Source organism: Pseudomonas helleri (assembly GCF_045830615.1).
Taxonomy (GTDB): domain Bacteria; phylum Pseudomonadota; class Gammaproteobacteria; order Pseudomonadales; family Pseudomonadaceae; genus Aquipseudomonas; species Aquipseudomonas helleri.
In genome coordinates, this window is record NZ_CP174501.1 from 4,795,155 (window position 1) to 4,808,717 (window position 13,563).

At 59.6% G+C, this 13,563-nt stretch carries 13 protein-coding genes; 4 read left to right on the forward strand and 9 right to left on the reverse strand.

What is annotated here, in order from left to right:
• Positions 1-21 precede the first annotated feature (21 nt).
• From ggt to ACJJU9_RS21690, 4 genes are all read right to left on the reverse strand, one after another.
• Entirely contained in the window at positions 22-1,689 is a 1,668-nt protein-coding gene (ggt, locus tag ACJJU9_RS21675) for a gamma-glutamyltransferase (protein WP_048372986.1), read from the reverse strand.
• 116 nt (positions 1,690-1,805) lie between these two features.
• Positions 1,806-2,717: a LysR family transcriptional regulator gene (locus ACJJU9_RS21680; protein WP_353231182.1), complete on the reverse strand. Its 912-nt coding sequence runs from the start codon at positions 2,715-2,717 to the stop codon at positions 1,806-1,808.
• Positions 2,718-2,848: 131 nt separating this feature from the next.
• Positions 2,849-3,442: an NAD(P)H-dependent oxidoreductase gene (locus ACJJU9_RS21685; RefSeq protein ID WP_407729498.1), complete on the reverse strand. Its 594-nt coding sequence runs from the start codon at positions 3,440-3,442 to the stop codon at positions 2,849-2,851.
• Positions 3,443-3,613: 171 nt separating this feature from the next.
• Entirely contained in the window at positions 3,614-4,378 is a 765-nt protein-coding gene (locus ACJJU9_RS21690; RefSeq protein WP_407729499.1) for a sulfite exporter TauE/SafE family protein, read from the reverse strand.
• Between the two features lie 183 nt (positions 4,379-4,561).
• On the opposite strand from ACJJU9_RS21690, the gene ACJJU9_RS21695 reads away from it, so the two are divergent.
• From ACJJU9_RS21695 to ACJJU9_RS21705, 3 genes are all read left to right on the forward strand, one after another.
• Positions 4,562-5,446, forward strand: a complete 885-nt coding sequence (locus tag ACJJU9_RS21695; protein WP_407729500.1) for a LysR substrate-binding domain-containing protein — start codon at positions 4,562-4,564, stop codon at positions 5,444-5,446.
• Positions 5,447-5,585: 139 nt separating this feature from the next.
• A complete protein-coding gene (locus tag ACJJU9_RS21700; RefSeq protein WP_048391243.1) occupies positions 5,586-6,989 on the forward strand; it encodes an amino acid permease in 1,404 nt (467 codons plus the stop codon).
• A 164-nt stretch (positions 6,990-7,153) separates the two neighbouring features.
• Positions 7,154-7,498: a cupin domain-containing protein gene (locus tag ACJJU9_RS21705; RefSeq protein WP_019410498.1), complete on the forward strand. Its 345-nt coding sequence runs from the start codon at positions 7,154-7,156 to the stop codon at positions 7,496-7,498.
• Between the two features lie 53 nt (positions 7,499-7,551).
• On the opposite strand, the gene mmsB is transcribed toward ACJJU9_RS21705, so the two are convergent.
• Together mmsB and ACJJU9_RS21715 are read right to left on the reverse strand one after the other, a co-directional pair.
• Complete coding sequence (mmsB, locus tag ACJJU9_RS21710; protein ID WP_153330092.1) at positions 7,552-8,439, reverse strand: 3-hydroxyisobutyrate dehydrogenase; 888 nt, start codon at positions 8,437-8,439, stop codon at positions 7,552-7,554.
• A gap of 10 nt (positions 8,440-8,449) precedes the next feature.
• Positions 8,450-9,964 carry a CoA-acylating methylmalonate-semialdehyde dehydrogenase gene (locus ACJJU9_RS21715; protein ID WP_407729501.1) on the reverse strand — a complete coding sequence of 505 codons (1,515 nt, stop codon included), beginning with the start codon at positions 9,962-9,964 and terminating at the stop codon, positions 8,450-8,452.
• Positions 9,965-10,093: 129 nt separating this feature from the next.
• On the opposite strand from ACJJU9_RS21715, the gene ACJJU9_RS21720 reads away from it, so the two are divergent.
• The gene (locus tag ACJJU9_RS21720; protein WP_407729502.1) at positions 10,094-11,044 is read left to right on the forward strand and encodes a LysR family transcriptional regulator; all 951 of its coding nucleotides are present in this window, start codon (positions 10,094-10,096) and stop codon (positions 11,042-11,044) included.
• 124 nt (positions 11,045-11,168) lie between these two features.
• Here ACJJU9_RS21720 and ACJJU9_RS21725 read toward each other — a convergent pair whose 3' ends face one another.
• Genes ACJJU9_RS21725 through ACJJU9_RS21735 form a run of 3 tightly spaced genes read right to left on the reverse strand, consistent with a single transcriptional unit; the run spans position 11,169 to position 13,524 of the window.
• A complete protein-coding gene (locus ACJJU9_RS21725; protein ID WP_123752181.1) occupies positions 11,169-11,675 on the reverse strand; it encodes an OmpA family protein in 507 nt (168 codons plus the stop codon).
• A 5-nt stretch (positions 11,676-11,680) separates the two neighbouring features.
• Positions 11,681-12,952 carry a diguanylate cyclase domain-containing protein gene (locus ACJJU9_RS21730; RefSeq protein ID WP_407729503.1) on the reverse strand — a complete coding sequence of 424 codons (1,272 nt, stop codon included), beginning with the start codon at positions 12,950-12,952 and terminating at the stop codon, positions 11,681-11,683.
• Positions 12,949-13,524: a YfiR family protein gene (locus ACJJU9_RS21735; protein ID WP_407729504.1), complete on the reverse strand. Its 576-nt coding sequence runs from the start codon at positions 13,522-13,524 to the stop codon at positions 12,949-12,951. Before ACJJU9_RS21735 ends, ACJJU9_RS21730 begins: the two co-directional genes overlap by 4 nt.
• Positions 13,525-13,563 lie beyond the last annotated feature (39 nt).

Genomic DNA, 13,563 nt, shown 5'->3' on the forward strand with positions numbered 1-13,563 from the left:
CGCTCCTACAGAGTTAAGAGGTTACTTCACGACTTGCCCTACGCCACGGCCGCGTGGGTCGGAGGCCGTTTCCAGGGCGGTGCCGTTAACACGGATGGCCTGGATGTCGCCCATGTTCCAGCCCTGATCTTCCAGGGTGTAGCCCATGGCTTTGAGCTCATCCGCGACTTTGCCGGTCAGCGGCGCGTAAGCGTCGTAGTAGATCGTGTCTTTAGGCAGCAACTGGTGATGCACACGCTGCGCCGCCACGGCTTTTTCCAGCGGCAGGTCGTAGTCGTAGATGTTGTTCAGCACCTGGAAGATCGAGGTAAAGATCCGCGAACCGCCCGGCGTGCCGAGTACCAATGTGACCTTGCCATCGCGTGTGACCAGGCTTGGGCTCATCGACGACAGCATGCGTTTGCCCGGCTCGATGGCGTTGGCATTGCCGCCCACCACACCAAAGGCGTTGGCCACGCCCGGCTTGGAGCTGAAGTCGTCCATTTCATCGTTGAGCAAGAAGCCCGCGCCTTTAACCACAACGCCGCTGCCGTAATCCCAGTTCAGGGTGTAGGTGTTGCTCACGGCGTTGCCGTCTTTATCGACGATGGAGAAGTGCGTGGTCTGATGCGGTTCCAAACCCGGTTTGACCTTGGCGGTTTCGGAAATCGCTTTCGGGTTCACTTCTTTCGCACGCTTGGCGATGTACGCCGGGTCAGTCAGCTCGGCCACCGGCATTTTGCCGAAGTCCGGGTCGCCCAGGTAATCGGCACGGTCAGCAAACACGCGCTTTTCGATTTCCGCCAGCAGGTGAATGTACGGGGCCGAGTTCAGCTCCACACCTTTAAAGTCTGCCGCGCGGTCTTCTTTAATGCCGATCAGTTGCGCCAAGGCGATGCCGCCCGAACTTGGCAACGGCGCGGTGTACAAGGTGTTGCCACGGAAATCGACACGCATCGGCTCACGCCAGCTGACCTTGTAGTCATTGAGGTCTTCTTTGGTGATCAGGCCTTTGTCTTTTTGCATTTGCGCGACCAGCAGGTCGGCGGTTTCACCGTGGTAGAACTCTTTGGCGCCTTTGTCGGCGATGCGCTCCAGGGTCTTGGCCAGCTCTGGCTGCTTGAAGGTTTCGCCCGGCTTCATGGTGCCGAAGTAATCGCCGAAGTTGGTGGTGCCGTTAAACAGCGCCAGCGCATCTTCGCGGTACTGGAATTGCTGGTCGGCCACCTTGAAACCATTTTTTGCGTAACCCACGGCCGGGGTGATCAGCTCGGCCCATGGCAATTTGCCGAAGCGCTGATGCGCCTCCCACAAGCCCATGACCGTGCCCGGCACGCCCGCCGCACGGGAGCCTACCAGGCTGAGGTTTTCGATGACTTCGCCTTTGTCATTGAGGTACATGTCGCGGCTAGCCGCTTTGGGGGCGGTCTCGCGGTAGTCGAGGAAGTAGGGTTTGCCATCAATGAACAAAGTCATGAAACCGCCGCCACCGATGTTGCCGGCTTCGGGGTAAGTCACGGCCAGGGTGAAGGCCGTCGCGACGGCGGCGTCGACCGCGTTGCCGCCTTTTTTGAGGATTTGCGCTGCCACTTCAGCGCCGTATTGATCCGGTGCAGCCACTGCGCCGCCTTCCAGAGTGACGGCATACGCCGAGGAGCTGGCGGCAATGGCCGCCGTCAAGGCCAGGGTTTTGAACCACACAATACGCATTCGCTACTTCCTTTTATTGTTATCAACTGTTGCCGAACCTTGTCTGATTTCGTCAAAAATTTCAAACAGCAAAAGGAAAACTGCGCAGCGCCGCACACCCTGCAAATGTCAGCCCGTCAGTCTTTGAAATACGGCGCTGCATAGCTCGCCAGCTTGGTCTGGATAAAGTCCAGAAAGCATTGAATGCGCAACGCCAACTGCGAGTTGCGGTAGTACACGGCATGAATGGGCTGGCGATAGCCGCTGTTGAATTCGCCTAACAGCACCTGCAAGCGCCCGGCGCTGATGTCTTCGTGGGTCATGAAGTGCGACAGGCAGGCAATGCCCTGCCCTTGCAGCGCCAAGTGGCGAACGGTTTCGCCGCTGGAGGCGCTGATGGCCGGCTGGATGGGCCAGCGATCACCTTGGGCAAACCGCAACGGCCATTGGTTGAGGCCGTCGTTTTGGGTAAAGCCGATCAGGGTGTGGTTGGTCAGCTCGGCCACGCTGTTGGGTACACCGTGCCGGGCGATGTACTCGGGGCTGGCCAGAATGTTGAGCGGGCTGCAGCCCAATGAACGGGCGTGCAAGGTCGAGTCAGCCAGCGTGCCGATGCGGATCGCGATGTCGGTGCTTTGCTCTAGCAGGTCGATGATCAGGTCGTTGCTGTTGAGTTCCAGCTGGATCTCGGGGTACAGCGCCCGGAATTCAGGGAGGTACGGCACGATGGCGTGCAGCATGAACGGCGCCGCTGCGTTGATGCGCAGACGCCCGGACGGTGTGCGCTGGTGCGAGATGAGGCGCTCTTCGAGCTCGTCCATTTGCTCAAGAATCAACTTGGCCTGCTCGAAGAAGAACTTGCCCTCTTCGGTCAGGTCCATGCGCCGCGTGGTGCGGTTGATCAGCGTGGTTTCGAGCTTGGCCTCCAGCCGTGACAGCGTGCGGCTAACGGCCGAAGGCGTTTGCCCGGCTTGCTCGGCAGCGGCGGAGATCGAGCCGCACTCAATCACCGAGACAAATATTTGCAGCTCATCGGATCTGGCTTTCACTCGTGCCCCTCATTGGTAACGACTGAATAGTAGCCGCTGACGAGGTTCGAGGCTGCGATCGGCTGCAAAGCCGTCGTGAAATAAGGTGGCTCCCTCGCAGCCTCGTGCCTCGACAGCGACTACGGCAGCTTTCAGGCAAGTTTCAAGCCGAAGACTTCGGTCAAGTGTTGCTGGTAACGCGCCGCGTCAACGTCCGGTTGCGGGCGTTTCATGACGTCGACACACAGAAAGGTCGACAAGCCGGTCATACCCAAAAATTGGTTGGCTTTATGGAACGGAAAGTACACCGCGTCCACGCCTTTGCCTTCAAAGAAGTCGGCCGGGTCTTCGAACGCTTGCTGCGGTGCATTCCAGGTCAGCGACAACATGTACTGTTTGCCTTGAATCAAGCCACCGCTGCCATAACGCTGCGACGCGTCGGAACGGGTGCGCCCATCACTGGCGTAGAGTTTGCCATGCCCTTGGGTGAAGACTTCGTCGATGTATTTTTTGACGATCCACGGCGCGCCCATCCACCAGCCTGGCATTTGGTAAATAACCACGTCGGCCCACAGGTATTTTTCGACTTCTTCGGCCACGTCGTAGCCTTCGTCGATGTGGGTGACTTTGACTTCAAAACCCTGACGATCAAAAAAGGCCAGTGCGGTGTCGTGCATGGTCAGGTTGTAGCGGCCATCGGAATGGGCGAATTTTTTAGCGCCATTGAGTAACAGAATTTTTTTCATGAGCAGCCTCTTCAGGAGTTAACCCTCAGCGCTGTTGAGCGGCACGGGGGTCTTAAAGGATTAAAACGTAGGGCCACGATATAGAGCCCAGCCTTTAGGAAAAACCCGCGCTAAAGCAAATTACCTTTGCGTGCAGATCACGAATAGCTATTAGATTGTTGCAAATCAGCTTTAGCCGCTGATCAATAAATGAGCACCCAACACCGCCATGCCGATAAAAAATACGCGTTTGAACAACGCGGCGCTGATGCGTTGACGCAAACATTGCCCCAGCCACATGCCCAGCATCGCGGGCAACAGCGCCAGCACCGAGGCATTCAGTTCGCCACCGCCCAACGCGCCGCGCCAGTAAAGCCCGGCCGCCAGGGCCAGGGTCGAGACGCTGAAGGACAAACCCAAGGCCTGGACCAATTGGTTTTTGTTCAAGCTCAGGGCTTGCAAGTACGGCACGGCAGGAATCACAAAGACGCCGGTGGCCGAGGTGATGATGCCTGTGATCAACCCACAGACCGGTCCCGCCCAGCGCTCGGCAGACGCCGGCACGTGCAGGGCTGGTAGAAGCAGCCCGACCAGGGCGTACAGCAACAAAGCCGCGCCCAGTGCGCGCACGGCCCAACCGCCGCTGTCGACGCTCAGCCATAGCACGCCCAGACCGGTGCCCAGCATGATGCCCACTTGCATGGACCACAAGCGCTTGATCAGCTCGCGCAGTTGCCCGCCGGCCACCAGTTGCCAAGTGTTGGTGACGATGGAAGGGATGATCAGCAACGCCGCAGCCTGCGCCGGAGCGATAGCCAGGCCGAGCATGCCCATGGCGACGGTGGGCAAGCCCAGGCCAATCATGCCTTTGACCGTGCCCGCCAGCAGAAAGGTCATCATCACCAGCAGTGACAAGGCCCAGCCCAAATGTTGGTAGTACGCGATTAATGTATTCATGTGGCCATGCTGGGGGATGGCGCAAGGTTTGAAAATGCGTCATACACTGAGCCAGACTCTTGTTTAGACATAGGCAGAACAATCCCCCCCTGTAGGAGCGAGCTTGCCTCGCGATCTTTTTAAAAGATCAAAAGATCGCGAGGCAAGCTCGCTCCTACAGTTGAATTGAGGCGTACTCGGAATATGCATTTCGACCTGATTGATCTGCGCTTGTATTTGAATGTGGTGCAGGCGGGCAATATTACGGCGGGCGCCAGCCTCAGCCATTTGTCGCTGGCCGCCGCGAGTGCGCGCATTCGTGCCATGGAGGCCGCATTTGGGGTTGAGTGTTTGCAGCGCAGCCGCCGGGGTGTGAGCCCGACACCCGCCGGGCAAGCCCTGGCGCAACATGCCCGGCTGTTGCTGCAACAGGTCGAACGCGTGCATCACGACATGGGCGAGTACGCCCAAGGCTTTAAAGGCCAGGTGCGCCTGTTGTGCAATACCGCCGCCATCACTGAGTACCTGCCGGAGTTGCTGGCCGATTTTGTGCACCAGCACCCGGCCATCAGTGTCGACCTGCAAGAACTCACCAGCCTGCGCATTACCCACGCCTTGCGCCAGAACGCCGCCGACATTGGCGTGGTGTCCAGCGCGGTGGATACCCACGACCTGTACACCCGGCCTTTTCGCGACGACCCGCTGGTGCTGGTGATTCCGCAGGACCACCCGCTGGCTCAAGAATCCGCGCTGAAGTTTGCAGACACCCTGAGCCATAATTATGTCGGGCTGTCGGCCAATAGCGCGCTGGCGGTGTATCTGGAGGAACAAGCGCTGCATGCGGGCACGCGCATGCAGGTACGAATCCGCGCTGAAGGGTTCGACGGTGTGGTGCGCATGGTGGCCAGGGGCGCCGGGCTGGGCATTGTGCCCAAGGCCACGATTGAACGCTGGCAAGCGCCGCCCACGTTCAGCGTTTTGCCCCTGAGCGAGCCGTGGGCGGCGCGCAAATTGTTACTGTGCGCCCGTTCGTTTGAACAATTACCGGCTTACGCCAAGGCCTTGTTTGAGGCGTTATCGACGAATTAAATCTGTAAGAAATCTCCCAGAGACGCCTTCGCCTGTATGCCTGAATTTTTACCAAGAGTAATATCCCCGGCTTGCTGGCACCCAAGGCATCCGGGTGATGGCATCAACACACTGAATACACCAACCAACAGGGCAACCGATGGCTGACGCTAACTCCCCCCCGGTCACACTCAAACGCGGCTTGAAAAACCGCCATATTCAGCTGATTGCCTTGGGCGGCGCGATCGGTACGGGGCTGTTTCTGGGCTCGGCAGGCGTGCTCAAGTCGGCGGGACCGTCGATGATTCTCGGCTATGCAATTGCCGGTTTTATCGCCTTTCTGATCATGCGCCAACTGGGCGAAATGATCGTTGAAGAGCCGGTGGCGGGGTCGTTCAGCCACTTTGCGCACAAGTACTGGGGCGGCTACGCGGGTTTCCTGGCGGGCTGGAACTACTGGGTGCTGTACGTACTGGTGGGCATGGCCGAGCTGACGGCCGTGGGTAAATACATCCAGTTCTGGTGGCCCGAGGTGCCGACGTGGGTCAGCGCCGTGGTGTTCTTTGTGCTGGTTAACCTGATCAACACGCTGAACGTCAAAGTCTTCGGCGAGATGGAGTTCTGGTTCGCAATCATCAAGGTGGTGGCGATTCTCGGCATGATCGTGCTCGGTTGCTACCTGCTGTTCAGCGGCGCCGGTGGCCCGCAAGCGTCGATCAGTAACCTGTGGAGCCACGGCGGATTCTTCCCCAATGGCGGCACCGGGCTGCTGATGGCCATGGCGTTCATCATGTTCTCCTTTGGCGGCCTTGAGTTGGTGGGTATCACCGCCGCCGAAGCCAGCGAGCCGAAAAAAGTCATCCCCAAAGCCATCAACCAGGTGGTGTACCGGATTCTGATTTTCTACGTGGGCGCACTCACCGTGCTGCTGGCGCTGTACCCGTGGGACCAGTTGCTGATCACGCTGGGCGCCGGTGGCGATGCCTACGGCAGCAGCCCGTTTGTGCAGATTTTTGCATTGATCGGCAGCGACACCGCCGCGCAGATCCTTAACTTTGTGGTGCTGACCGCCGCGCTGTCGGTGTACAACAGCGGCGTGTACTGCAACAGTCGCATGCTGTTTGGCCTGGCCGAACAGGGTGATGCGCCGAAAGCACTGATGAAGCTGACCAAAAATGGCGTGCCATTGCGGGCGCTGGGCGTGTCGGCGCTGGTGACGTTGTTGTGTGTGGTGGTCAACTACGTGGCGCCGCACAAAGCGCTGGAGCTGCTGTTTGCACTGGTGGTTGCCTCGCTGATGATCAACTGGGCGCTGATCAGCCTCACCCACATCAAGTTTCGCAAGGCGATGGCCCAGCGCGGCGTGGAGCCTGGCTTCAAAGCGTTCTGGTCGCCGTTCAGCAACATGCTGTGCCTGGCGTTCATGGCGGTGATCGTCTCGGTGATCTGGATGATCCCCGACGTTCGCCCTTCGGTGTATGCGATGCCGGTGTGGTTGCTGATCATTTACGTGTTCTACCGCGTGCGTCTGCGCATGGGCAAGGCGCTGGTTAACCGCCACTAACCCCGACACGCAATTAAAAAGCCCCGGCACTTGCCTTCAAGTGCCGGGGCTTTTGCGTATCTGGGGGTGCGTATTCGGGCCGCTGAGTGTCGGAACCAGGCATCTGCCCACGCGCATGGCCCGTTAGGGTGAGGTTTGTGTCTCACACCCTCAACGGAGTTCTTATGTCTGCGCCGATTACCGTACTTCGCGACACGCATCCTTTGCCCGTACTGGATGCCTGCAAATGGGAAAAGCTCGAAGGCGACCCGCATACCGTCAACCTCAACGCCTACACCAGCGAGGACGGCGACAAAATAATGGGCACGTGGATCTGCACGCCCGGCAAGTGGTACGTGGAGTATGTGAAGTGGGAATACTGCGATTTCCGTGAAGGCTATTGCATCATCACCCCGGAGGGCAAAGAGCCGATCCATCTGCGGGCCGGTGACATTTTTGTGATTGAGCCGGGGATGAAAGGCACGTGGGAAGTGGTTGAAACCGTGCGCAAGTATTTCGTTTTTGCCTGATCGCATCCGGTAAAACCCAGGGAATCCGCCCGACGCGGATTCCCTGGAAAACCCTATTCGGGTTTGCGGTAGCCGTTGATGATGGCCGAGAAGTCTTTACCGCCCTCTCCGCGCAAGCTCATGGCTTGATACAACTGTTGCGCCACGGCACCCAGCACCACCGGCTGATGGGCCTGTCGCGCGGCCTCAGTGGCCAGCCCCAGATCCTTGAGCATCAGTTCGGCGCCAAAACCACCGGTGTAGCCGCGTGATGCCGGGGCCGTCTCAACAATGCCCGGCCACGGGTTGTACACCTCGGAACTCCAGCAGCGCCCGGTGGAGCTGTTGATCACCCCGGCCAGTACTTGGCTGTCGATGCCCAATGCCGCGCCCAACGCCATGGCTTCGCTGACCGCGATCATCGAGATCCCGAGCACCAGGTTGTTGCAGATCTTGGCCACTTGGCCGGTACCCACCTCACCACAATGGACGATGTTGCGGCCCATCTGCGACAGCACCGGGTGCAGCGTGTCGAACAGCGCTTTGTTGGCGCCGACCATAAAGGTCAGGGTGCCCGCTTGCGCGCCGCCGGTGCCGCCGGACACCGGAGCATCCGCCATGTGCACGCCCTGCTTGGCGGCTGCGGCGGCAACGTCGCGCACGGTTTGCGGGTCGATGGTGCTGCAATCCACCGCAGGCACGCCTTCGGTGATACCGGCCAATACGCCGTCTTCACCCAGCCACACGCTGCGTACATGGGCCGCCGCTGGCAGCATGGTAATCACCAACTCAGCGCCCTGCGCGGCTTCACGTGGCGAGGCGCTAATGTGCCCGCCCTGCGCCGCCAGTTCAGCGAGGATGTCTTTGTTGAGGTCAAACAGGTTTAACGAATGCCCAGCCTTGAGCAGGTTGCGGGCCATAGGCGCGCCCATGTTGCCGAGGCCAATAAATGCGATGTTCATGATCGTGCCCTCAACGAAGATTGATGGTGGTGTTGACGCCATCATTCACGCTGTCATCGTCGAACCAGCGGCTGGTGACCGTCTTGGTTTGAGTATAGAACTGCACCACTTGCTTGCCGTACGGGCCCAGATCGCCGAGTTTGGAGCCGCGCGAGCCAGTGAAGCTGAAGATCGGCACCGGCACCGGGATCGGAATGTTGATGCCGACCTGGCCCACGTCGATTTCGCTCTGGAACTTGCGCGCCGCCGCACCGCTTTGGGTAAACAGGCCGGTGCCGTTGCCGAAGGGGTTGGCGTTGACCAGAGCAATGGCCTGGTCGAGGGTATCGACCTCGATCACCACCAGTACCGGGCCAAAGATTTCCTGGGTGTAGATTTGCATGTCAGTGGTCACGCCTGAGAACAGGGTCGGGCCGACGAAGTTGCCGTCTTCAAAGCCCGGCACGCTGATGTTGCGACCATCGAGTTCCAGTACCGCACCTTCTTTGACCCCGCTTTCGATCAGCCCCAGGATGCGTTCTTTCGCACGCTTGGAAATCACCGGGCCGACATCCGTACCCGGCTCGCTGCCCGCGTTGACCTTGAGGTTTTGCGCCAGCGCCTTGAGGTCAGGCAGCCATTGTTTGGCCGCGCCCACCAGCACCACCACCGAGGTGGCCATGCAGCGTTGACCGGCCGCCCCAAAACCGGCGCCGACCAGTGCATTGAGGGTTTGCTGACGGTTGGCGTCAGGCAGTACCACGGCGTGGTTTTTCGCGCCCATCATCGACTGCACACGCTTGCCGTGCTTGCCGGCCAGGTCATAGACGTGAGTGCCGACGGCGGTTGAGCCGACAAACGACACGGCCTTGATGTCGGTGTGGGTGCAGAGCGCGTCTACCACCGCTTTGCCGCCGTGCACCACGTTGAGCACACCCGGTGGCACGCCCGCCTCCAGCGCCAGCTCGACCAGCATCAGGGTCGACAGCGGGTCTTGCTCGGAAGGCTTGAGAACAAAGGTGTTACCGCAGGCAATGGCCATCGGGAACATCCACAGCGGGATCATGGCCGGGAAGTTGAAGGGGGTAATGCCCGCACACACGCCGATAGGTTGGCGCAGGGTGTAAGTATCGACGCCACCTGCCACGTTTTCAGCGAATTCGCCCATTTGTAAGGTGCCGATGGAGCACGCGTGTTCGACTACTTCCAGGCCACGGAAAATATCGCCCTCGGCGTCGGCAATGGTTTTGCCTTGTTCAGCACTGAGGACGGTGGCGATGCGTTTGGAGTGTTCGCGGATCAGCGCCTGCAACTTGAGCATGATGCGCATCCGCGCGCCGATGGGCGTGAGCTTCCAGGTCTGGAAAGCGCGTTGCGCGGCCGCAATGGCGGCGTTGACTTCATCAGGGGTGGCAAACGGGACTTTGGCCAGCACTTGCTGAGTGGCCGGGTTAACGATGTCGTGCCACTCGGTGGCCTGCGACTCGACCCATTCGCCATCAATCAGCAGGCGGGCATTTTGGTACGGGGTGGTAGAAACGTTCATGGAAGTCTCCGAATTTATTTTTATGAGCCCGTAAACGACAGGGGCGGGCGTCCAGATTGGTCGCAGGACTGTTTTTGGAGTATAGGTGTGCGTTCTTCTAATAAGAACGCACATAAAAGCCGGTCAAACATGCAAAAAAACATCACATCGTTAAGCGCATTGAACTGGGACGACCTGAAGTTTTTTCTCGAGGTAGCCCGAACCCGCAAGGCCAGCAGCGCGGCCAAGCGCCTGGCCGTGGACTACACGACGGTGTCGCGGCGCATCAGCTCGCTGGAAGCCGCCCTGGGCACGTTGCTGTTCGAAAAGTCGCGCACCAATGGCTTTACGCTGACCAGCGAAGGCCAGCGTTTGCTGGGTTATGCCGAGTCTATTGAAAGCACGCTGCACATGGCTTGCGAGCAAGTGTCCGGCTCTGGCGTGGCGTTATCGGGGCACGTGCGCATGGGCTGCACGGAAGGTTTCGGGAGCTTTTTCATCACCCCGCAACTCAGCCATTTTGTCGACACCTACCCGGCCATCTCGGTGGATATCCTGCCGCTGCCGCACTTCATCAGCCTGTCCAAGCGTGAGGCGGATATCGTGATTGCGCTGGAGCGCCCGGAACACGGGCCTTATGTGTGCTGCAAACTGTGCGACTACCGTTTGCAGTTGTACGCCACCCAGGACTACCTGGACCAGCACCCGCCCATTCGCCGGGCTGGCGACTTGGCCGAGCATCCGTTTATCAGCTACGTCGACGACTTGGCGTTCAGTTCCGAGTTGCTGTACCTGGCCAACGTACTGCCTGGCGCCAGCGCCAACTTGCGCAGCACCAGCGTGATCGCGCAGTACGTGGCGGCGCAGCAAGGGCGCTCGCTGGCGATTTTGCCGTGCTTTTTGGCGGCACAAGACCCGCGTTTATTGCCGGTGCTGCCCGATGAAATCAACCTGACACGGCAGTTCTGGATGTACTGCCGCGAGGACTTGAGGAAGTTGAAACGGATTACGCTGCTGTGGGATTACATCCGCAACGTGACGGAGCTGAATGCGCCGCTGCTGCTTGGGGAGACGCGGGCGTTGAGGTTTGCAGATTCTTGACTGGGTCTTGGTTTAAGGGCTCTCCCTCACCCTAGCCCTCTCCCGAAGGAGAGGGAACCGATTGGGGGATGCTGTCGATTATCGGTGGCCTGTTGCTGTCGTAGACGGGTGTTCCAAAGGGGGGCTAGTCGGCAATGACGATGATCGAGACGCGGCGGTTTTCGGTGCGCCCGGCGCGGGTTTTGTTGGAGGCCACAGGGGCGCTGCTGCCCAGCCCACGGGTCTGGATGTTTTCAGGCTGCATGCCGACTTTGGTCAGTGCCTTGACCACGCTGTTGGCACGGCGCACAGACAGTTGTTGGTTGTAGGACTCTTGCCCCGAAGAGTCGGTGTGCCCGTCTACCCGCACGCGCGGGATGTCGGCGGCAAGCAATGCGGTACCAATGCGTTCAACGACTTGCTGGCTTTGCGGGTTGAGGGCGTCCAGGTCACTGCCAAACAGCACCTTGCCCGACAGGTCAAACGCCCAGCCTTCGTCGGTCAGTTGGAAACCTTGCTCCTTCAACACGGCGATCTGCGCGGCGCTCAGGCCTTTTTGCGGGGCGGCGGTCTGGCAGCCGGTCAAGACCAGCACGGCCATTAACCAGACAACGCCGAACAGTTGTTGGTAGCGACGAGTGACTGTATGCATGGGGGTTAAGCTCCTGGTAATAGCGGGGTTGGCGAGTACTCCGACTCGGCAAGATGTTGTCCGCCCCGGGCGAGGCGTTTGGCTTGGTACATCGCCGCATCCGCTGCGCAGAGCAGCAAGTCCGGGGTTGCACCATGTTCGGGATAAACGGCGATGCCGATGCTGAGCGAGGTCACGATGCTGATGTGACCGGGCAACTCGACCGGCTCCTGCATGCTGGCGATGATCTTGTCGGCGATGCGCTGGGCGTCTTCAACGTGATACAGCGGCGCCAGGAGGATGGCGAATTCGTCGCCGCCAAAACGCGCGACCACGTCGTCTTCGCGCAATTGCGCGCGCACGCGGGTGGCCACGGCGACCAGGACGGCATCACCGGCGGCATGGCCGTAGGTGTCATTGATGTTTTTGAAGCGGTCGCTGTCGAGAAACAGCACGGCGACTTTATCGTTGACCGGGTTGGTCGAGCGCAGGGTTCGCGCCAGCCGCGCAGCAAAGTAAGCGCGATTGGGCAGATTGGTGAGCGAGTCATGGCTGGCCTTATGCGCCAGCGCCTGATTTTCGCTTTTCAGGTGGCTTTGCCAAGACTCCAACTCGTCCAGCAATGCATTGAAGTCATTGCCCAGGCTGTCCATTTCAGCAATCTTTGCCGCGGGCACGCGGCGGTTGAAAGCTCGTTCACTGCGTGCAGCGTGGGCCACTTCAGCCAGTTTGTGCAAAGGCCCGGTGATGCCATTGAGCAAGCGCCGCGACAAGTACAGCGCACTCCAGGCGCTGAGTGCGGTACAGACGATGACGCCAAACAATCCGCTGAGCAAAAAGCGCAACAGATTAGCACCGTGCCCGCTGACGATAACCGCCCCTACCTGCTTGCCCTGATGCTCAATCGGCACGCTAATCGGTTGTTCGAGCAAACCATTGGCCAAGAGCATTTCGACCCGCGACAGAAAGCCGCTTTCCGGGCGGCGCCAGTAGGCCAGCAACTCACCCTCGACGTTGTAGATTTTGGCTTCGGCCACGGCTTCGGTGGACGCGATCATGGCCAGCGCTTCGGACGCGGCTGTTTTGTCATCAAACACCACGGCGGCCTCGACGGTGTAGTTGATGGCCCGCGCAATCAAATGCAGATTGTGGTCGGCGTATACCTTGAGCGCAAGGATGCCCAGCAGCGTCAAAGAAAGGCTGGCCAGCACCACGGCGACCAACGCCACGCTCAAATGCCCGCGCCGCAACACCGAGCGCAGCCTGCGACGGTTACGAGAACGCTTAATCAGGCTCATGGCTGCGCGACCCGACGGCGTGACAGTTGCAACACGCTGGGGTGAATACGCACGCCGCTGCGGGCAACCGAGTCGAGGTTCACTTCAAACGCCACTTGATCATCGCGCACGTTCAGGCAAAACAAGCTGCCGACCGTGCACTGGCTGACCTCTTCGCTAATGCTCAGCACGGCTTGGCCAGCCAGGATGTCGAACACGTACGTGCGCTCTTCTGTGCTTAATTTGCCCAGATAGACGGCGTGACAGGCGGTGGCAATGGCCGGATTGTTCGCCAGTAAACGAGTGACATGGACCGGCCTGCCGCTGGATTGAGTCGTACCTTTGAGTAAGTCGTCGGTGTATTCGGTAGGACCGATCACGCACAGTTCCAACTGGGCGGGCTCGGCAGGCCAACGCGCATAACTGAGGATGCCGAGCACCACTTGGGTCACAGCCTTGGCGCGCTGATCCGCCAGATTAACGGAAGTTTCAGGCTGGGCCAGACAGGGAGTGCTGAACAGCAACAGGCAAAGAGACAGGCATCGCAGCCAACCTCCAAAACGCTGCTCTGTCGATGAGACAGCCACATCCATGCAGGAAATCTCTGTATTCATTCCAGGAATAAAGTCGAA